The organism is Flavobacterium lacus (assembly GCF_003268815.1).
Classification (GTDB): Bacteria; Bacteroidota; Bacteroidia; order Flavobacteriales; family Flavobacteriaceae; genus Flavobacterium; species Flavobacterium lacus.
Map to the genome: position 1 here is coordinate 138,482 of NZ_QLSV01000001.1, position 21,204 is coordinate 159,685.

A 21,204-nucleotide genomic window follows, 5' to 3' on the forward strand; every position below is an offset into this window, starting at 1 on the left:
TTGAACTATATTTTACTTCGATAGTGAGAAGTTAAGAGGAAAATGTTCTCATTCATTCTTGACTTTTTACTGTTTAAAAACGATAAAAGATGTCATTGATTCAAAAATATAATGTTCCGGGACCTCGTTACACCAGTTACCCCACCGTTCCTTATTGGGATGAGGATGGTTTTTCGGTAGCCGACTGGAAAGAAACCCTTAAAAAGTCATTTTTGCAGAGCAATACTGCAGAAGGGATAAGTTTATATATTCATTTACCGTTTTGCGAAAGTTTATGTACGTTTTGTGGATGCAATAAACGCATCACCAAACGCCACGATGTAGAAAATCCGTATATAGAAGCCGTTTTAAAAGAATGGCAATTGTATTGCGAATTATTACCCAAAAAACCAATCATCAGAGAAATTCACTTGGGTGGTGGCACCCCGACCTTCTTTTCGCCAGAAAATTTAGAACGATTGATAAACGGTTTATTTGAAAATGCAACTAAACACCCGAATCACGAATTTAGTTTTGAAGGTCATCCCAACAATACTACACGAACACATCTTCAAAAATTATTTGATTTAGGCTTTCGCAGAGTGAGTTTTGGCGTTCAAGATTATTCTGAAACCGTGCAAAAAGCCATTCATCGCATTCAATCGTTTCATAATGTGGCAAAAGTGACTTTTTGGGCGAGAGAAATTGGTTATACTTCAGTTGGTCATGATTTGATTTTCGGATTACCGTTTCAAACTGTTGAAGATGTGATTGATACGATCGACAAAACCAATTCACTACAACCCGACCGATTGGCATTTTACAGTTATGCTCACGTTCCGTGGATTAAAGGAAATGGACAACGTGGTTTTAAAGATGACGATTTGCCAAAAGATGAAGAAAAAAGGATGTTATATGAATTAGGTAAAAAACGCCTTTCTGAAAATGGCTATCACGAAATCGGAATGGACCATTTTGCATTGGAAACAGACAGTTTATATCATTCGTTTCAAGAACGAAAACTGCATCGCAATTTCATGGGTTATACGTCATCTAAAACACAAGTAATGATTGGATTAGGCTTATCATCCATTAGCGATAGTTGGTACAGTTTTGCTCAAAACGTAAAAACATTGGAAGAGTATTATGTTTGTTTAGCAGAAAATGAATTACCGGTTTTTAGAGGTCATCTTTTAACCGATGAAGATTTAATTATTCGTAAACATATTTTGAATATTATGTGTCAATTGCATACTTCTTGGCATGAATATGGTTTCTATTTTTCTGAAATTAATCAAGTATTGGAGCGACTACATGAAATGGAAGAAGACGGATTAGTCATCATCACCAATCATTCGCTCACTGTAACAGAAAAAGGAAAACCCTACATTCGCAACATTTGCATGGCTTTTGATTTACGGATGAACCGAAACAAGCCTGAAACAAAGTTGTTTTCGATGACGGTTTAGAACTATTTAATAGATTATACAATTAAAAAGCCCAATTTTTTTCGGGCTTTACTTTTGTTTGCTTATTTTGAATTTACACTTCTTGCAATGCTTTTTTAAATGACTTAATCAGCTCATTTTCAATTCCATAAGGCGCTTTTTCAAGGGTGAAAATTCTTTTTTTTAAAAATTTAATTATTTTGATCGATTTGGATTTTCCATTACTATTCAATTTTGCAATATAAGTACCCGCAGACAAGTGACTAATATCCAATGAGAAATTTTCATCATTTACTTGTTTTGACACTACTTCTTGCCCCACTAAATTATAAAGCGATAGACTTTCGATTGTTTCATTTAAATTAAAATAAACAAAATCTTTTGCTGGATTGGGATAAAAGTTTACTTCTTGATTTGAAGCTATTTCAGAAGTACTTAATGTTGTAGATGTATTCCAATAGACATTTGTTTTATCTACAAATCCTTGTATAATAATATCTTTTAGTCCATCTCCATTAAAATCATCTATTATACAATCGGCAATATATTCACCACCCAAAATTTGGGTTTGGACAAATGTATTATTCCCGTCATTTCTATAAAGAATATTGAAAATGTTCGGCAAACCACCAGCTTGACTACCCACTATTAGTAAGTCTTGGTCTCCATCGTTATCCAAATCAGCAAAGGCATTTTTCCCTGCAAAAGTTTGTTGAATAGTAGTAGCAATTTGTGTAAAAACTCCTGTTCCATTATTGATATATAATAAGTTTTGTGTATTACCATTGATAAGTAAATCTAAATCTCCATCATTATCGGTATCAGCCACTTCAATACCTGCAGCAGAAATTGCTGGGAATGTTGTATTTGTGTTTAAAGTATATACACCAGAACCATTATTTTGATATAATTTAATGGTATTTGAACCAGAAATAATAACATCTTGGTCTCCATCGTTATCTATATCAATAATTTGTGCAATTCCATCTACTGGAGTAAAAACGGAGTTTCCTTGTGCCGTGAAAACTGCGTTTCCATTATTAAGATAAATTCCTGCAACAGTAGAAGTAGTAATAACCAAGTCTTGGTCACCATCATTATCCACGTCTGCAATTGCAGCTCCTTTAATAAATACAGGTAAATTATTAGGTACTAGAGTAAAATTACCCGTGCCATCATTTCTATAAATATTTGCAAATTTTTGAGCAAGTTGATCCTGTCCAGAGAAAAACAAATCTAAATCTCCATCACCATCTAAGTCTTTAAAGAATGCTTGACTATTACCTGAACGAGGAAAATTGTGAGTTACTTCGGTAAAATTTCCAGCACCATCATTTTTATAAAGTCTAGTCCATATTTGGGGAGTTATTCCAGTCATGAACAAGTCTAAATCGCCATCTCCATCTATATCACCGCTTGCAAATGTCCCGCCATATGCCTCCATTAAGTTAGGTTGCGGATTTGCTAAGGTGAAATCTAAGGTTTGTGTGTACCCAACGGAACAAATTAAAAAAACGATTTTTAGTAGTAGGATTTTTTTCATAGCTCAAAATTTTTTAATTAGTATTTACTGATGTCAAATATCTATATATAAAGTACAAATCACTTCACGTGTAGTTGTGAAAAATCTTTCTTTAATCAATATGACACTAAAATTGAAAAAAATAAAGCTATCTTTTAATTATTCTAGTAGACTCTAATTTTTCATTTGAATTTAATTTAGCAATGTAAGTTCCGTTTGATAAGTTGGTCAAATCTAAACTAAATCTATCAGAATTAACTTGTTTTGATAAAACTTCTTGCCCTAACAAATTGTATAATGAAATTCTTTTAATAGTTTCCGATGAAGAAAAATTCACACTATTGTTTGTTGGATTAGGATAAAAAGAAATAGTGCTATTTTCAAAACCAGCCGTTGAAAGTGTAGTGTTTTCAAAAACTCTTACATGACCTGCATTGTTTCCGTTACCATCATTAAATGGTGTACCTGCGGCAAGAATACTTCCATCTGCACTTAAACTCAATGATCTTCCAAATTGGTCTCCGGATGCTTCACCTAAAATATCCGAACCTTGTTGTATCCAAGAACTTCCAACAAATTTAAAAACACGAACATAGCCATTAAGAAGGGTTAATGAACTAGCTGCTATGATATTACCATCTTGACTAATATCTACCGCTGTACCAAAAAAATCACTGCCAGTAGTTCCTGGTAAAGTTGCACCTTTTGGAATCCAGTTTGTTCCATTCCATGAATATGCTTTCACATAGCCTAAAGCACCATTTGTAAAAGAAAAACCACCTGTTATAAAGTTGGTCCCGGAGTCATCAATTGCTAACGTACTACCATGACCTTGTAATATAGAATTATTACCTATTACAGTATTTCCTTTTTGTATCCAACTGTTGCCACTAAATTCATAAACCTTTACATTTCCTGCGTTGGTGCCTCCGGTATCATCTCCTGCATTGCCAATAGCAATTATGTTTCCAGTTGAATTCAGGGATATTGTACCAATATAGGCGTCTGCATTTGGTCCTACTATATCTTGTCCTTTTTGCAACCAAGTAGTTCCATTCCATTCATAGGTACGAATAGCTCCACAGTTTGTTCCATTAGCTCCATCGAAACCAGGAAAACTAATCCCGATTATTGTTCCATTTGCATTGATACTAACATCACTTCCTGCTATATCATTTGGAGCTGACCCTGTAATATCAGTTCCTTTTTGAATCCAATTAGTACCATTCCATTCAAAAACTCGGGTATATCCAGTTGGACCAGTTGGACTTAAATATGCTGGATTTAGATAACTTGGAGCTCCAATTACAATTATATTTCCATCAGCACTTATGCTTACACGTTCACCAAAAATATCACCTTGTTCAGAACCAATGATATCATTACCTCGTTGTATCCAATTAGAGCCATTCCAAGTAAAAACTCTGACTTTACCTGTCATAATTCCGTTGTCCATCGCCCGAGGAGCACTTACAACTAAAACAGTACCGTCAGCATTTAATTTGCTTGAACTACCAGATTGTTCATTTGTGGCTTGCCCATTAATATTTGTGCCTAATTGGTTCCATTGTGCAGTAGTGATGAATGAAGTAAATAATAAAAATAATGTAATTTTTTTCATAGTTTAAGTTTTAAGGGGTTGAATTAATTCTTTAAACAAAATTCAACTATCCTTTTATATAATCTTTCACGTTCAGGAGTGAAATTTACATGTAATAAACTTAAATTATTTACTATTAATGATTTGAAATTTTTATAGCTTCCGTGATAAGAGCGATTTTTTTGTACTTTGATTCTTTAATATCAAAATAAATATACATTCTTCGAAGTGCAGATCCAATACCATCCACACTCAAAAATGCTTTTTCAGCAAGTTCTTTGTTAGAAATATCCGGTTCTTTTAATAAGATATTAAGCACGTTCCAGTCGGTATCGTTTAACTTTCGTTGGATGAAATTTTCTATCTTTTCTCTTACTAATTGAAATTCATGTGGATTTACCACAAGAGCATTTACCTCATTATTTTTAAGTTTTTCGATTTCCTGAAGCAATTCATCTCTTTTTTTTCTATTCCTTTTTAAGTTTCTATTGAAATATAAAGTAATTAGCCCAATTAAAATTAATGAGCCAATAATAATTCCATAGGTTTTTTTTAATTGTTTTAATTCAAGTTCTGCCTTTTCTTTTTCGTTTTTTAATTTATTTTCTTGAACTATATCATCAAATTCATTTTTGATAACTTCTCTTATAAGTGATATTTTATTCTTTTCTAATTGTATACTATCTTTATAGATGGTATACTTCTGAAACATTTCTAAAGATTTTTCGGGGTTATTCTCAGCTTGATAACATTTGTATAATAAATCATAAAGACTTAATTTTATTTCATGGCCAGAATTTATATCTAAACCTGCCAATATCGTTTCTCCTTTTTTTCTAGCCTCCGCAATATTTCCTTCTTTGAAAGCAATTTTTGCAAATATGATTTCACTATCAAGGGTATAACCTTCTATTTTTAATTCGTTACACAGGAAACTATTTTTTTTAGCATAAAAATTGGCTTTTTCCAATTCATTTAATTCAATATAAATATTAGCCAAGGTGGAATAACAAGAGACTAAAAAGAACTTATCGTTAGTCACCTCCAATATTTTTAGAGCTTTGTCGTAATGTATTATAGATTCCTTGTACTTTTTTAATTCATAGTTTGTCCAACCTATGTTTATATAAATAACCGCTATGCTTCTTGGAGGAACATCACTATTTTTAATAGCCGTTAGTGCCTTTTGATAATACGCTAAAGCTAAATCATAATTTTGTATGTATAAGTACACATTGCCTATGCTACTTAACATTCGCGATTCTCCTGTTTTGTCTTTTATTTTCTTATAAATCGTTAATGAATTAGTAAAGTATTGTAACGCTTTCTTATAATCTTTTTTGTTGGCATAAACATTACCTATATTACCTAAATTTGCAGCTTTTAAAATGGAATCATTTAATTTTGTTGCTAATTTTTCTGCTTCTTGATAGTAGCTCATAGAAGTGTCTAATTCACCTTTTAATCTATAAATACCACCTCTGTCATTTGCAACATTGTAAAGTTCCTTTGTATTGTTTTTTTCTTTGGCTAGTTGGTAGTAGTAATCCAATACTTTGAGCGTAGAATCCGGTTGGGCTTGATTATTTAATTTATAATAGTCAGCTAAAGCGTTAAATCGTATAGAATCAGCATTTTTAGTATTTTCCCAAATTACTTTTAAGTCATACGATTTGTTTTGGGCAACAAAATTTGTAGTTATAAAAAAGAAAAATAAGACTATCCTGAAAACGTTTCTATACTTCATATCACTTTGCGAAATCTAAATAAAATTAATTTATACTCTTTATGAATAACTATTTAAAAATTAAAGCCCGACAAATATCGAGCTTTAATTTAGAATGTTCATTATGAATTTACACTTCTTGTAACTCTTTTTTGAATGATTTAATCAACTCATTTTGAATTTCATAAGGCACTTTATCATAATGCGAAAACGCCATGGCTATTTTAGCTCTTCCTTGTGATAGCGAACGAACAGCGGCTGAAAATTCATGCATTTCGGCAATTGGAACTAAGGCTTTAATTTTAGTGAAATGTCCTTCCGCATCCATCCCTTCTACCATAGAGCGATGCGATTGAATGGCACTCATCACCGAACCGGTTATTTCATCAGGAGCTGTAATTATTGTGGTATAAATTGGTTCTAACAATTGCGGATTGGCGTTTACAAAATTCTCTTTAAAAGCCATCATTCCTGCAATTTTAAAGGAAAGGTCGTTACTATCTACTGCGTGCATTTTTCCGTCGTAAACAACAACACAAACATCTTGTACGTGTGAGCCGGTGAGTGGTCCTTCTTGCATTTTTTCCATCACACCTTTCAGGATAGACGGATGGAAACGTGTGTCAATAGCTCCGCCCACAATGCAATTATAATACACTAATTTTCCACCCCAAGGCAATTCAATTTCTTCTTTTCCTCGGATGGAATAGCCTTTTGGATCGGGCGTATCTTCTGTCCACGGATAAATTTTCATCGAAATTTCACCAAACTGCCCTGCTCCACCGGATTGCTTTTTGTGACGATAGGTTGTATCTGCTTCCGTTTGAATGGTTTCTCGGTAGGCCACTTTTGGTTTATTGAAATTTACTGATAGTTTATAGGTATTTTCTAATTTCCACTTGATAATAGCCAAATGAAGTTCTCCTTGACAATGCAAAAGTGTTTGTTTTAATTCGGCAGAAACTTCTACTTGTATACTAGGATCTTCTTCTACTAATTGGTGTAAAGCGGATGATAATTTTTCTTCTTCGCCTTTTTTAGTACCTTCAACTGCGATGGTAAATGTTGGTGTAGGAAATTGGATGGGTTGAATGGCAATAGGAAATCCTTTTTCATGCAACGTGTTGTTGGTATGTGTGTTTTTTAGTTTTAAAGTCGCACCAATATCGCCGGCAGTTAATTCATCTACAGCAATTCTCTTGTTTCCTTCCATTTCAAACAACTGCATGATTTTTTCGACTTGACCGGTCTCTTCATTAGTTAATTCGTCTCCTACTTTTACAGTTCCGGAAAGGACTTTAAAGAAACTCAGTTCGCCAACATGTGGTTCTGCTATTGTTTTATAAATAAAAATAGCTGTTTTTCCTTTATCGGAACATGCTATTTCACGGTTATCAATAGTTAATTGCGGTGGCATTTCATAGGCGGACGGACAAACATTATCAATAAAACCCATTAATCGACCACCACCCATATTTTGCTTGGCTGAAATACAAAAAACAGGGAAAATTTCGTGTTTAATCAAGGAATGATGTAAACCTAATTTCATTTCGTCTTCATTCAATTCGCCTTTTTCAAAATAGTTTTCCATTAATTGTTCGTCATTGGCGGCAATAGTTTCAATTAATTCTTTGTGTAACTGAATGGCTTTTTCTTTTTCGGAATTTGGAATAGGCAATTTTTCCGGTTTTCCACCTTCAGGAGGATATTGATACATGACCATGTTGAGCACATCAATCACCGCATTGAAATTTGGCCCTTGATTTACCGGGTATTGAACAATGACAACTTGATTGCCAAAATGAGCTTTAGCTTCGGCTACTGTTTTATCGAAATCGGCTTTTTCATGATCCAACTGGTTCACAGCAAAAATGGTAGGCAATTTGAATTCGTTGGTATATTGCCAAATGATATCGGTGCCCACTTCTACGCCCATTCGTGCATTAAGTAGCATTAATCCACATTCTGCCACTCGCATCGAAGCAATAATATCGCCTGATAAGTCATCATAACCAGGCGTATCCAGGATATTAATTTTATAGCCTTTCCATTTCGAATTGAGTAATTTTGAAAAAAGTGTTTTACCTTTTTCGTGTTCAATATCGGTATAATCGGCAATGGTATTTTGATCTTCCACGGTACCACGGCGATTAATTACACCTGATTCAAACAACATGGTTTCTGCCAAAGTGGTCTTACCGCTTCCGGTATGCCCGAGTAAAACCACATTTTTTACGTGCTTGCTGTCAAACTGTAACATATCCTAACTTTTTATAATTAATACTATAAATTTCGGATTTTTTATGGATAAAAAACATGATTAAAATCAGGTATAAGCACAAAAAAGCCGACAAACCTTTTGAGTTGTTGTCTACTAAAAAAATTGGAAAACTAAAAAATTTATTAATGGCAATCCGGATTTGCCTGAACGATTAAACTCGTTGTTTTTGGAGAGATGTAAGGAATATCTAATCCCATTCCACGGATGATAAATAATCCGCCAATAATAATCACCATGATGGGAATAAATTTTTGAATTTTGTTTCGAACCGGTACTGTTATAAAATTTGAAATTAGTACCACGGCACTCATCATTGGAATGGTTCCTAATCCGAATAGAATCATATAGGATGCTCCCAACCATTCATTTTGCATGGCAATGGCACCAAAAAGTGCTGCATACACCATTCCGCATGGTAAAAATCCGTTTAATAAACCGATGGTAAATAAGGCATCAAATGTTTTCTTTTTGAATTGAGCTCCCAGATGACTTTTTACTTTAGAAATTAATCTATAAATTGGTTTAGAAAAGTTGTACTGAGCTAATTTTCTTTCGGGAATAATGACAAAAAGAATCATTAAAATCCCAACCAAAATGGATAATTGTTGTTGAAATCCGGCCAGAAAAAGTCCTTTTCCTAAAATTCCGAAAAACAAGCCTAGCATTCCGTATGCAGTTAATCTACCCAAATGATAAAGAAAAAGTTGAAAAACTCGTTTGGTTGCATTGTTTCGATCAACCGGAATCATCATGGCTATTGGGCCACACATGCCGATGCAATGGAAGCTGCTGAGTAAACCAAATATGAGAGCGGTGTAAAGCATTAGGGTGATGGGTAATTGGTTATAGGTGATGGGTGATGAATTTAACCAATTACCCATCACCTATAACCTATTACTTTTTATAAATAAATTGTTTTCTTTGTTAAAATTTCTTTTCCTTCATACGTCCAATCAATAGAAATGTCCCAACGACCGCCCACCAAATTGTTTTTAGGTATGAGCAAATGTGAACCGGAAAGCGAAATCGGAACTTCAAAATCCAGTTTCAGGTTAGACGGTCGGTAAAGGGACACTTTTCCTTTGATTTTTGTGGCATCTATATCGGTTGGGAAAACGATTTTTAATCCATCTTCTTGAGCGATAATCTCAACGGGAAGAGCTAAATTTTTATCATTTTGCTCTTTCTCCATTCGTTTTTCAAAAACAAGTTCTTGTTTGTAATATTCTTCTACAACCAAATCATGATCATAAGTTGAGTCAACCTGTACTTTGATTACAAAATACAATATAAATGAGATAAATAATACTATTGCAATCACGATTCCTATTCCCCAATTTATTTTCATTTTTTTTAAGTTTCTGAGTAGCTAAGTTACTGAGTAGCTAAGTTACTGTGTTAGTTAAAGCTTCTTGGTCCCATGAAGTTGGTGGTAGTGGTTTCTATTAAGTCTTCACCGTCATATACTTCTATTTTTATTTCTATTTTGTCACCTTCCAGATAGGCAGGATTAATTTCTATAAACAATGTTCCTTTGGCAATTCCGTCCGGTTTTACTTTTACTTTTGGTTTGCCAACTAAAATAATTTTACCTTTTGGTTCGATAAGTTTAAACGTCACTTCATCAAATTGTTTTGTTGTTTTATTGACGATTTTATAGGTATATACGTTGCTAATATTTTCTCCTTTATGTTGAAAAAGTTGTCCAGGCAATCGTAAGACGTTGGCTTCCACATCATTTCGCAAAAATAACATTCCGATTAAAACACCAATTAAAATTACTAAAACTGCGGCATAACCCTTCATTCTTGTGGTAAAAACGAATTTTTCTTTTTTAACAATTTCATTTTCACTGGCATAACGAATTAAGCCCTTTGGCAACCCAACGCCTTCCATAATTGTATCACATTCGTCAATACAAGCAGTGCAATTGATGCATTCCAACTGCGTTCCGTTTCGAATGTCTATTCCGGTTGGGCAAACATGCACGCATTGTTTACAATCGATACAATCGCCTTTTCCGGTTGTTGCTCTGTCTTCCTGTTTATTGAATTTGGCTCTTCCTAATTCTTTTTCGCCACGCACATAATCATACGCAACATTGATGGATTTATTATCTAACAAAACCCCTTGCATTCTTCCGTATGGACAAGCAATTATGCAGACTTGTTCTCTAAACCATGCAAAAATAAAATAGAATACGCCTGTAAAAATCAACAAGGCAATGAGCGTACTGGTGTGCAAAGCCGGCCCTTCTTTAATCATTAATAACAATCGGTCGCTACTAACCAAATAGGCTAAAAACACATTGGCAATGAGGAAGGAAAATATAAAAAAGATAATCCATTTTGTAACTCTCTTTCTGATTTTTTCAGCATTCCATTCTTGTTTTTGCAAACGAATTTGAGCTCCTCTGTCGCCGTCAATCCAATATTCGATTCGGCGGAAAACCATTTCCATAAAAATCGTTTGTGGACAAAACCATCCGCAAAAAATTCTTCCAAAAGCAACAGTAAACAAAGCCAATCCAACTACCCCAATGATCATCGAAACAACAAAAAGATAAAAATCTTGTGGCCAAAACGGAAAACTAAAAACAGTAAATCTTCTTTCTAATACATTAAACATCAAAAATTGATGCCCATTAATTTTAATAAAAGGTGCTAAAACTAAAAAAACCAATAAAAAATAGCTTACGAGTTTTCTCTTATCATAAAAAGGACCTTTGGGTTTCTTTGGAAGAATAAAGGCCCTTTTTCCCTCTTTATTGATGGTTCCGATCGTGTCTCTAAAACTTTCTTCGGGTAAGGTGTTCATGATTTGGCTTTTAAATTTACAAATCCCGCTTTGAAACGGGATTTGTATTTTTTATTTTATGGCAACTTCTGCCACTGTTTTAGTAGAGTCTGAAACTACCTCAGTTTTTGGTGCATTTTCATCGACCCAAATATCGCCTTCTGCAGGTTTTGCATCCGGTGGATTTGTTCCTTGCATTGATAAAACGTAACTGGCTACTTTTTGCAAATCGGATGGTTTTATGGTCGATTTCCAGGCCACCATTCCTTTTCCTTCGCGACCACCCTCCATTAAGGTATTAAATACATTTTTTATACCTCCTCCTAAAATCCAGTGTTCATCTGTGAGGTTGGGCCCAATCGAACCACCACCATCTGCTTTATGGCAAGCTACACAATTTACTTCATATAACTTTTTACCTTGAGCTAAATCAGAAGCATCTGTTAATAAGGTTACTTTATCCTTATCCATTAGATCCGGTGCAGTTAACTTATATTTTTCAACTTCCGCTTTTGCAATAGCCATTTCAGTTTCAAATTCTGATGCTTGGTCGTAATCATTGTAGATATGGAATCTCACCATATAAACAAAAGCAAAAACAATAGTTATATAGAATAAATTCACCCACCAAGGTGGCAATACATTGTCAAGTTCTTTGATACCATCATAATCGTGGTCCAACAGTATATCGTGCTCCTCCTCCATTTCCTTGGAACGGGTTAATTTTTTTGTCAAACTTTGATAAAAAGCACTTTCCGTAAAGGGCAATGACTGCACTTCCTCTAATTGTTTTTTCTGCTCATCGGTAAGCAAGTGATAAGTTACTTTATCCACAGCACTCACTACAATTTCGATGGCAACCAACAAGAACAGGAAAACTCCTAAAAATAAAGAAACCATTGGGTATTCTATAAATGCCGGTTTGTCTCCTGAGTCTATAAAATATTCCATTGCACCCATAACAAGGGCAAAAATCAATGGAACTCTAACGTATGATGGGATTAATTTTTTCATTTTTAACGTATGATAAGGTTAACTAATTATCTTCTTTTAAAGGTATTTCTCCTAGTTCATTAATTGCTTCTTTGCTATAGGAAAATACCCAAACTAAAAGCAATACAAAGAATAAAAAGAAAATACTCAAGGAAATGATAGGATATATTTCAATGCCTATAATCGTATCCATATGGTGTTTGATAAACTTTAGCATAACTATTTATTTTGAGCGGTTTCTTTTACTTTAATATCTGTTCCCAAACGTTGTAGGTAAGCAATTAACGCAGTAATTTCTCTGTCTTTCATCGGAACAAATTCTTCTCCACGAGTAGCTGCATTCTTTTTGCTTTCTTCATACGATTTTACAAAATCGGGATCGGCATAAAGATTTTTTTCAATTTGAGCACCTTGTTCATCTATGGATTTTCTGGCATTTTTAATGTCCTCTTCTGTATAAGGAACACCTAAGGTGACCATTACTTCCATTTTTTTCTCAATTGAAGAGTAATCCATTGGCTTGTTGTCATACATCCATTTGTATCCCGGCATGATGGACCCAGGCGAGGTACTTTGTGGGTCCCACATGTGGTTAAAGTGCCAATTATCGTTATATTTAGCTCCGACTCTATGCAAATCCGGACCAGTACGTTTAGAGCCCCATAAAAATGGATGATCATATACATATTCTCCTCCTTTTGAATATTCACCATAACGTTCAACTTCAGAACGGAACGGGCGAATCATTTGAGAGTGACAGCCCACACAACCTTCGCGGATATATAAATCACGGCCTTCCAACTCCATTGGTGAATACGGTTTTACTGAGGCAATCGTTGGTATATTGGACTTCACAACTATTGTTGGAATAATTTGAATGACTCCACCAATTAAAATAGCCACTAAGGATAGCACTGTAAATTGAATTGGTCTTCTTTCTAACCAAGAATGCCATTTTTCGCCTTTCATTCTTTTTGGAGAAATTACGGCTAATGCCGGTGCTTCGGCCAATTCATCCTCTACAGTAGAACCGGCAGCTACGGTTCTGATTACATTGTAAACTAAAACCAATAAACCTGCAACGTATAAAGTTCCACCAATGGCACGCATCCAATACATTGGCATAATTTGCGTTACTGTTTCAAGGAAGTTACCATATACTAATGTTCCGTCTGGATTAAATTGTTTCCACATCGAAGCTTGTGTAAATCCAGCTACATAAAGAGGTAATGCATATAAAATAATCCCCAGTGTTCCAATCCAGAAATGGAAATTGGCTAATTTTTCAGAAAATAATTTGGTTTTTGTCATTCGTGGTATTAACCAATAAATCATACCGAACGTCATAAATCCGTTCCAAGCCAAAGCTCCAACGTGAACGTGGGCAATAATCCAATCTGTAAAGTGAGCAATTGCGTTTACATTTTTAAGCGAAAGCATTGGTCCTTCAAATGTTGCCATACCATAACCGGTAATTCCCACCACAAAGAATTTTAAAACAGCATCTGTGCGTACTTTATCCCAAACACCTCGTAACGTAAGCAATCCGTTAATCATACCCCCCCAAGAAGGAGCAATTAACATAACAGAGAAAACGACGCCTAAGTTTTGAGCCCAATCCGGCAAAGCTGTGTATAATAAATGGTGCGGTCCTGCCCAGATGTAAATGAAAATTAAAGACCAAAAGTGAATGATTGATAACCGGTAAGAATACACCGGACGATTCGCCACCTTAGGCACGAAATAATACATTAAACCTAGAAACGGAGTTGTTAAGAAAAACGCAACGGCGTTATGTCCGTACCACCATTGCACCAAAGCATCTTGAACACCGGCATAAACAGAATAACTTTTTAAACCTGAAACCGGCAATGCCAAACTGTTAAAAATATGAAGAATGGCAACCGTAACAAACGTGGCGATATAAAACCAAATCGCCACATAAATATGACGCTCTCTGCGTTTTAGAATTGTCATAATCATGTTGATACCAAAAACTACCCAAATTAATGCAATGGCAATATCAATCGGCCATTCCAATTCGGCATATTCTTTTGAGGTAGAATAACCCAACGGTAGCGTTATTGCCGCCGCTACAATAATTAATTGCCATCCCCAAAAGTTGATGTTACTCAATAAATCACTATACATTCTTGTTTTGAGTAATCGCTGCATGGAATAGTAGACCCCCGCAAATATGGCATTTCCAACGAAGGCAAAGATGACGGCGTTGGTGTGTAAAGGTCTTAATCTACCAAAACTCAACCAGGAAATTCCATCGGTTAGGTTGGGAAATAAAAACATGATGGCCAGAATCAGGCCGACTAACATTCCGACTACACCAAAAAGGATACAGGCGTAGAGGAACTTCTTTACAATTTTGTTGTCGTAATAAAATTGTTGCATCTCCATAATTATACTTGTTTTTCTTTAATTGTTTGTATTGGTTTTTTGTTGGTTTTGGTTTTGATTTTGAGTTCATCGTCAAAAAGCATTCTGACTGATGGTGTGTAGTCATCATCGTACTGCCCACTTCTTACCGCTCTGATAAAAGCATAAAGAAAAAAAACAGCAACAATAATACTGATGGTGATTAAAATGTAAATGACGCCCATACCTTAAAAATATGTTAACAAAATTAGACTTACTCGGTTTTATAAAATATGATATTTATCATGCTTGATTATTTTTTGTTGCGGGTTGAAAGTTGCGGGTTGCGGGTTGCGAATTTTGGGCGTAAATATTCGTCATGACGGTGACAAAACTCACGATGGTAACTGTGCTCAAAGGCATTATAATTGCCGCCACCAAAGGCGATAAATTTCCGGAGACTGCATAGGTCAATCCAACAATATTATAAGCGATAGAAAGGCCAAAACTCATATAAATCGTCTTCATAGCATTTTTGGAATACTGCATAAAAAACCCAATTTTTTGAAATTGAGAAGCATCTAAAATTCCGTCGCAAGCGGGTGAAAAAACATTTACATTCTCAGAGAGTGAAATTCCGATGTTACTTTGAGCCAAAGCACCTGCATCATTTAGGCCATCGCCAATCATCATTACATTTTTACCTTGGTCCTGAAGTTCCTTGATGTAGTGAAGTTTTTGTTCCGGTTTTTGATTGAATACTAATGTTGTGGTAGAAGGAAGCATCTTCTCTAAAATTTTTCGCTCACCATCATTATCACCTGACAAAATAATCAGCTGATAGTGTTTAGATAATTGAGAAAATAATTGTTCCAAACCTTCACGGTATTGATTATTAAACACATAACTACCTTTATATTCACCATTAATTTCAACGTGCACTTTCGTTTTTTTGTGCGTGTTTTCAGTCATCGTTTTTAAAAACTGCGAAGAACCTAATTTGATGGTGTTCCCGTCAATTTCTGCGTCAATTCCTTTTCCGATAATTTCTTCAAAATGAGTGGGAACGAGTTTAGTTTGTTTGGGAATAAAATCATATAATCGCCTGCTCAACGGATGATTGGATCCTCTCAAAGCGTTATATAGCAACTTTAAATCAAAATCATTTAAAGGTGCTCCTTCATACGTAATAGCCGTTTTTTTATTGGTAGTGATGGTTCCTGTTTTATCAAAAACGATACTATCTACTTTGGCTAATTGTTCAATTACCGTCGCATTTTTGAGGTAGAATTTTCGCTTTCCTAGAATACGCAACACATTTCCTAAGGTAAAGGGAGCAGTTAATGCCAACGCACACGGACAAGCCACAATTAAAATGGCGGTAAATACATTAAAAGCGGTTGAAACGTCAATAAATAACCAGTAGAAGAAAGAAACAAAGGCTAGTCCCAGTAACGCCGGTGTAAAATAACGACTAATTTTGTCGGTTATGGTTTTATGTTTGATATCCACTTTTTTCTGAAAAACATCGTTGCTCCACAATTGTGTAAGGTAACTTTGTGAAACTGAAAAAAGCACTTCCATTTCGATGACTTTGCCCATTTGTTTTCCGCCGGCAAAAATTTTATCGCCTGATTTTTTCTCGATGGCCACTGCTTCACCGGTTACAAAACTATAATCAACAGACGCTTTTTCGGAAATTAAAATACCATCAACCGGAATCAATTCTTGGTTTCTGATCAGTAGCCGATCGCCCTTTTCAATTTCATATACTTGAACAGAGGTTTCTGAACCATCCGCTAAAATTTTAGTGATTGCAATGGGAAAATAGGATTTATAGTCGCGTTCAAAAGACAAAAAATCATAGGTTTTCTTTTGAAATAATTTTCCCAATAGCATAAAGAAAATGAGTCCGGTCATGCTGTCGAAAAAACCTTGACCATAATCAAAAACAATATCAACGGTACTTCTGATAAACATGACCACAATTCCCAACGCAATCGGAATATCGATGTTGAGCATTCCTGATTTGATGCTTTTATAGGCCGAAACATAATAACCACTGGCCGAATAAAAGAAGGCCGGAAGTGAAATTGCAAAAATCAACCAACGGAAAAATCCTCTGTATTCATTAATCCAATATTCCTCTACTTCAAAATATTCCGGAAAAGAGAGCAACATAATGTTCCCGAAACAGAAAAAGGCAACTCCGATTTTATAAATCAAACTTCGGTCGATGACTTTTTTTCCTTCGTCAAAATTTTCTAAACTAATATAGGGTTCATAACCGATGGAACAAAGCAACTCTACAATTTTTTTGAGCGACGTTCCCTCTGAATTGAAAGTAATTCTAACTTTTTTCTCCGGGAAATTAACTTGCGAAGTACTTATTCCTGATTGAAGTTTCTGTAGATTCTCCAAAATCCAAATACACGAACTACAGTGTATATGAGGAATAAAGAGTGAAACAATATGTGTTGTATCCTCTTGAAATTCGAGAAGTTTTGCAACGATATCTTCATTGTCTAAAAAATCATATTTGCCTTTAATGTCAAGTGGTGTTGCACCGGGAGATGCTTGAAAATCATAATAACACGATAAATCATTTTGACTAAAAATTTCATAAACTGTCTTGCAACCGTTGCAACAGAAACTTTTCTCATCATAAATAATTTCTTCTTTTTTATTAATTTCAATACCACAATGGAAACAATTTCCAGTGTTCATAATTTGCTCATTTTACCTGTAACAAAGGTTGCAAAAGGAATAAATTTAAAATATGATATTTGTCATACTTTAATTATCTTTGTAAAACCAATAAATTAGTACATCATGAGTAAATGTGAACAATGCATCGTCAGAGAATTTAGTTCGTTAAAAGCCCTAAACAAAGATGAATTAATCAAAATGGCCAATTGTAAAACTTCCTATATCATTAAAAAAGGTGAACCTATCTTTGAAGAAGGTGAATCTGTTAATGGAATTTTTTGCATCAAAGATGGTATTTGTAAACTATCCAAATTAAGTGCCAACGGAAAAGATCAGATTGTAAAATTGGTTAAACCCGGTGAATTATTAGGACAACGCTCTATGATTAGCGATGAGCCTGCCAATTTGAGTGCAGTGGCGTTGGAAGATATGGAGGTTTGTTTTATTCCCAAATCGGAAGTCTTAGGATTTTTTAACAACAACAATCAATTTTCGATGAATATGATGAAATCGATCTGTGGAGATTTAAAAGAAGCAGATGACCATATGGTTTCTATGGCTCAAAAAACCGTTAAAGAACGATTAGCCGAAACATTACTCTACTTGGAAGATACTTTTGGAAAAAATGAGGATGGCTCCCTTCATATTCAGTTATCAAGAGAAGAGCTCGCCGGTATGATTGGTACTGCTACAGAAAGTTGCATACGCTTACTTTCCGAATTTAACAAAAGTGGTTTAATTGATTTAACCGGAAAAAAAATAGTGATTTTAGATAAAAATAAATTAAAAAGGATGGCGGAATAAAATCATAATTTCTTCGCCTGTTCCCAAAACACATCCATCTCAGCTAAAGTCATATCTGATAAAGGTTTTCCTAATTCACCTGCTTTGCTTTCTAAATACATAAACCGTTTTATGAATTTTTTATTGGTTCGCTCTAAAGCATCTTCAGGATTGATTTTTAAAAACCGTGCATAATTAATCATCGAAAACAAAACATCGCCAAATTCGGCTTCCATTTTGTTAAAATTTCCTGATTTTACTTCCACTTGAAATTCAGAAATTTCCTCTTGAACTTTATCCCAAACTTGGTGTGGTTCTTCCCAATCAAAACCAACACCTTTCACTTTATCTTGAATTCGACTTGCTTTGACAAGAGCAGGCAAACTTTTTGGCACCCCTTCTAAAACTGACTTTTTACCCTCTTTGAGTTTGAGCTTTTCCCAGTTTTGCTTTACTTCCTCTTCATTTGCAACAACGACATCACCATAAATATGCGGATGACGATCAATCAATTTATCACAAATACTATTAGCTACATCGGCGATATCAAAAGCATTGGTTTCGCTACCGATTTTGGCATAAAAAACAATATGCAACAACAAATCGCCTAATTCTTTTTTGATTTCCTGCAAATCATTATCCAAAATGGCATCGCCTAATTCGTAGGTTTCCTCGATGGTAAGATGGCGTAAACTTGCTAAGGTTTGCTTTTTATCCCACGGACATTTTTCTCGAAGGTCGTCCATAATGTCTAATAATCTGCCAAAAGCTTCTAATTGTTGTTGTCGGGTATTCATTTGATTTTGATTTATGTAAAAATAAAAAATCCTACTCGAAAGCAGGATTTAATTATGATTTTATTTATAAAATTATTCGGCTGGTTTTTCAGCCTCCTTTTCAGCCTCCTTTTCAGCGTCTTTTTCCGCTTCTTTCAATTCTTTTGATAACGCATCGACCGAAACTAATCCTTTTGGTTGCAACATATTATACCAATTAATGATTTTTTTGATATCGGATGGATATACGCGATCTTCGTCAAATTCTGGTAAAACTTCACGAAAATAAGACACCAATACACTGTTGTCCTCTTTGTGAGAAATTGCGGTTGCTCCATTACTTTCTTTGGTAGCAATGGCTTTAAAAACTTCGGCTAATTTAATTTCTTCGCTGTACGTGTACACGGCAATTTCAGAAAGTAAACTCACATTGCTTCGCATTCCAACAGTGATTTTTTTCCCGTCTAAAAAGCTTTCAGCAACAAATCCTGTTCTGGTTTGAATTTTTAATTCGAATAATCCCGGTTTTCCGGAAATGGCTAATATTTTTTGTAAACTCATTTTTAAGATATAAATTAAACTTGTGTATTATCTTCCTTTTTTGTTGAAAAACTTCATTCTGTAATCAGGAAAAATTTTTCCGTCGATGATGTTTTGTAATCTTTTTTTAATCAACGTTTTTTTGAGTGACGATATTTTATCCGTAAACAAAACTCCTTCAATATGATCGTATTCATGCTGAATCACTCTGGCGATTAAGCCATCGTAAACATCAGTATGTTTAACGAAATTTTCATCAACATATTCAATGGTGATTCGCTCTTTTCTAAAAACATCCTCACGCACTTCGGGAATGCTCAAACAACCTTCGTTGAATGCCCATTCGTTGCCTTCTTCTTTAAGAATTTTGGCGTTGATGAATGTTTTTTTAAATGATTTTAATTGCGCTATTTCTTCTGTTGATAAATCATCGCTTTCAGCGAATGGTGCTGTATCAACAATAAATAAACGAATGGCCGAACCAATTTGTGGAGCAGCCAAGCCAACGCCATACGCATTGTACATGGTGTCGTACATGTTTGCAATAAGTTCCGATAAATTGGGATATTCAGGTGAAATTTCTGCACCTACTTTTCGTAAAACCGGATCACCATATCCAACAATTGGTAAAATCATGAGAGCAATTTTTGTAATTTAGAATTTAAAAAATTTTAATTAAATTCGGATACAAAAGTAATAAAAAGAATTCTGACTTTTACTTTAAAATTGGTCGGTTTTCTGTTAAATCATTTTTCTAATCAAAAAATCCTGCAACAAAATAGTAGCGGCAATTTCATCTACCAGACCTTTATTTTGGCGTTGTTTTTTACTTAAACCGCTGTCTATCATCGTTTGAAAAGCCATTTTAGAGGTAAATCGTTCATCTACTCGAACGACTTTCATCTCCGGAAATTCAGTTGAAAAGGTCGTTACAAATTTTTCAATAATTGGTGTGCTTTCAGATGGTAAACCGTTCATTTGTTTAGGTTCGCCAATTAAAACAGTAGAAACATTTTCTTTGGAAAAATAGTCTTTTAAAAAAGGAATGATTGTTTCGGATGGAATGGTAGTGAGTCCCGATGCAATGATTTGCAATTCATCGGTAACGGCAATTCCGGTGCGTTTTATTCCGTAATCTATGGCGAGGATTCTTGGCATTTTATAAAGATTCTTTGTATTTAATGAAACCAAAAATTGTAACTAATTGATTTTCTGTGTCAACTAAGTAAACACAGACATATCCTTTGAAAACATAATCTCCGATAATTTCATTATCAAAATGGATGGATTTTTTAAAATGAAATGGTCTGTTTAAGTCTTTGCGGATATTTTTAATCAAATCCGTTTTAAACTTTCTTGCGGCTTTTGGTTTATCTTTTGCAATATATTCAACTTGTTCGTTTAATGCCAATAAAAAATCTTTTTCAAATCTAATATTCATAATTAGAAATCGTTTTTTCTAAATAATTATCAAGTTCATCAGGTGAATAATAGTCGGCCGTTCCATTAGCCATTTTTTCTAAAGTGGCCTCAAGTTTTTTCTTATCGTTTATAAATGATGCATCTTCTGTGATTATTTTATAATCGTTTGAAGAAAAATTATTCAAAAACTCAACAATTTTCGTTTTGATATTTGGTTCGCAATCAATTCTTATCGTTTCCATAACAAATAGTTTTTACA

At 34.5% G+C, this 21,204-nt stretch carries 20 protein-coding genes; 2 read left to right on the top strand and 18 right to left on the bottom strand.

Features of this window, described 5'->3' with window-relative positions:
- Nucleotides 1-89 precede the first annotated feature (89 nt).
- Nucleotides 90-1,448, top strand: a complete 1,359-nt coding sequence (gene hemN / locus B0I10_RS00625; protein ID WP_112084553.1) for an oxygen-independent coproporphyrinogen III oxidase — start codon at nt 90-92, stop codon at nt 1,446-1,448.
- Between the two features lie 73 nt (nt 1,449-1,521).
- Here the strand turns inward: hemN and B0I10_RS00630 are convergent, their stop codons facing one another.
- From B0I10_RS00630 to B0I10_RS00685, 12 genes are all read right to left on the bottom strand, one after another.
- Entirely contained in the window at nt 1,522-2,970 is a 1,449-nt protein-coding gene (locus B0I10_RS00630) for a T9SS type A sorting domain-containing protein (RefSeq protein WP_112084554.1), read from the bottom strand.
- A 127-nt stretch (nt 2,971-3,097) separates the two neighbouring features.
- Nucleotides 3,098-4,570, bottom strand: a complete 1,473-nt coding sequence (locus B0I10_RS00635; protein WP_112084555.1) for a T9SS type A sorting domain-containing protein — start codon at nt 4,568-4,570, stop codon at nt 3,098-3,100.
- A gap of 115 nt (nt 4,571-4,685) precedes the next feature.
- Nucleotides 4,686-6,296, bottom strand: a complete 1,611-nt coding sequence (locus B0I10_RS00640; protein WP_112084556.1) for a tetratricopeptide repeat protein — start codon at nt 6,294-6,296, stop codon at nt 4,686-4,688.
- 109 nt (nt 6,297-6,405) lie between these two features.
- Complete coding sequence (locus tag B0I10_RS00645; protein ID WP_112084557.1) at nt 6,406-8,535, bottom strand: elongation factor G; 2,130 nt, start codon at nt 8,533-8,535, stop codon at nt 6,406-6,408.
- A gap of 143 nt (nt 8,536-8,678) precedes the next feature.
- Nucleotides 8,679-9,380 (bottom strand): sulfite exporter TauE/SafE family protein, encoded by a 702-nt coding sequence (locus B0I10_RS00650; RefSeq protein ID WP_112084751.1) that lies wholly within the window; start codon nt 9,378-9,380, stop codon nt 8,679-8,681.
- Nucleotides 9,381-9,457: 77 nt separating this feature from the next.
- Nucleotides 9,458-9,904 carry a FixH family protein gene (locus B0I10_RS00655; protein ID WP_112084558.1) on the bottom strand — a complete coding sequence of 149 codons (447 nt, stop codon included), beginning with the start codon at nt 9,902-9,904 and terminating at the stop codon, nt 9,458-9,460.
- Between the two features lie 50 nt (nt 9,905-9,954).
- Nucleotides 9,955-11,373, bottom strand: coding sequence for a cytochrome c oxidase accessory protein CcoG (gene ccoG / locus B0I10_RS00660; RefSeq protein ID WP_112084559.1), 1,419 nt, complete (start codon nt 11,371-11,373; stop codon nt 9,955-9,957).
- A 51-nt stretch (nt 11,374-11,424) separates the two neighbouring features.
- Nucleotides 11,425-12,366, bottom strand: coding sequence for a cbb3-type cytochrome c oxidase N-terminal domain-containing protein (locus tag B0I10_RS00665; protein WP_112084560.1), 942 nt, complete (start codon nt 12,364-12,366; stop codon nt 11,425-11,427).
- Between the two features lie 22 nt (nt 12,367-12,388).
- On the bottom strand, nt 12,389-12,562 hold the full coding sequence (locus B0I10_RS00670) for a CcoQ/FixQ family Cbb3-type cytochrome c oxidase assembly chaperone (RefSeq protein WP_112084561.1): 174 nt from the start codon (nt 12,560-12,562) through the stop codon (nt 12,389-12,391).
- A 2-nt stretch (nt 12,563-12,564) separates the two neighbouring features.
- Nucleotides 12,565-14,757: a cytochrome-c oxidase, cbb3-type subunit I gene (gene ccoN / locus B0I10_RS00675; protein WP_112084562.1), complete on the bottom strand. Its 2,193-nt coding sequence runs from the start codon at nt 14,755-14,757 to the stop codon at nt 12,565-12,567.
- A 2-nt stretch (nt 14,758-14,759) separates the two neighbouring features.
- Complete coding sequence (gene ccoS / locus B0I10_RS00680) at nt 14,760-14,960, bottom strand: cbb3-type cytochrome oxidase assembly protein CcoS (protein WP_112084563.1); 201 nt, start codon at nt 14,958-14,960, stop codon at nt 14,760-14,762.
- A 58-nt stretch (nt 14,961-15,018) separates the two neighbouring features.
- Nucleotides 15,019-17,442, bottom strand: a complete 2,424-nt coding sequence (locus B0I10_RS00685) for a heavy metal translocating P-type ATPase (RefSeq protein ID WP_112084564.1) — start codon at nt 17,440-17,442, stop codon at nt 15,019-15,021.
- A gap of 105 nt (nt 17,443-17,547) precedes the next feature.
- On the opposite strand from B0I10_RS00685, the gene B0I10_RS00690 reads away from it, so the two are divergent.
- On the top strand, nt 17,548-18,228 hold the full coding sequence (locus B0I10_RS00690) for a Crp/Fnr family transcriptional regulator (RefSeq protein ID WP_112084565.1): 681 nt from the start codon (nt 17,548-17,550) through the stop codon (nt 18,226-18,228).
- Nucleotides 18,229-18,230: 2 nt separating this feature from the next.
- On the opposite strand, the gene mazG is transcribed toward B0I10_RS00690, so the two are convergent.
- From mazG to B0I10_RS00720, 6 genes are all read right to left on the bottom strand, one after another.
- Nucleotides 18,231-19,004 carry a nucleoside triphosphate pyrophosphohydrolase gene (gene mazG / locus B0I10_RS00695; protein WP_112084566.1) on the bottom strand — a complete coding sequence of 258 codons (774 nt, stop codon included), beginning with the start codon at nt 19,002-19,004 and terminating at the stop codon, nt 18,231-18,233.
- Between the two features lie 72 nt (nt 19,005-19,076).
- The gene (locus tag B0I10_RS00700) at nt 19,077-19,544 is read right to left on the bottom strand and encodes a DUF5606 family protein (protein ID WP_112084567.1); all 468 of its coding nucleotides are present in this window, start codon (nt 19,542-19,544) and stop codon (nt 19,077-19,079) included.
- Nucleotides 19,545-19,571: 27 nt separating this feature from the next.
- A complete protein-coding gene (gene def / locus B0I10_RS00705; RefSeq protein WP_112084568.1) occupies nt 19,572-20,159 on the bottom strand; it encodes a peptide deformylase in 588 nt (195 codons plus the stop codon).
- Nucleotides 20,160-20,264: 105 nt separating this feature from the next.
- On the bottom strand, nt 20,265-20,681 hold the full coding sequence (gene ruvX, locus B0I10_RS00710; RefSeq protein ID WP_112084569.1) for a Holliday junction resolvase RuvX: 417 nt from the start codon (nt 20,679-20,681) through the stop codon (nt 20,265-20,267).
- Between the two features lies 1 nt (nt 20,682).
- A complete protein-coding gene (locus B0I10_RS00715; protein WP_112084570.1) occupies nt 20,683-20,964 on the bottom strand; it encodes a type II toxin-antitoxin system RelE/ParE family toxin in 282 nt (93 codons plus the stop codon).
- Nucleotides 20,954-21,187, bottom strand: coding sequence for a hypothetical protein (locus B0I10_RS00720; RefSeq protein ID WP_112084571.1), 234 nt, complete (start codon nt 21,185-21,187; stop codon nt 20,954-20,956). Before B0I10_RS00720 ends, B0I10_RS00715 begins: the two co-directional genes overlap by 11 nt.
- Between the last annotated feature and the right edge of the window lie 17 nt (nt 21,188-21,204).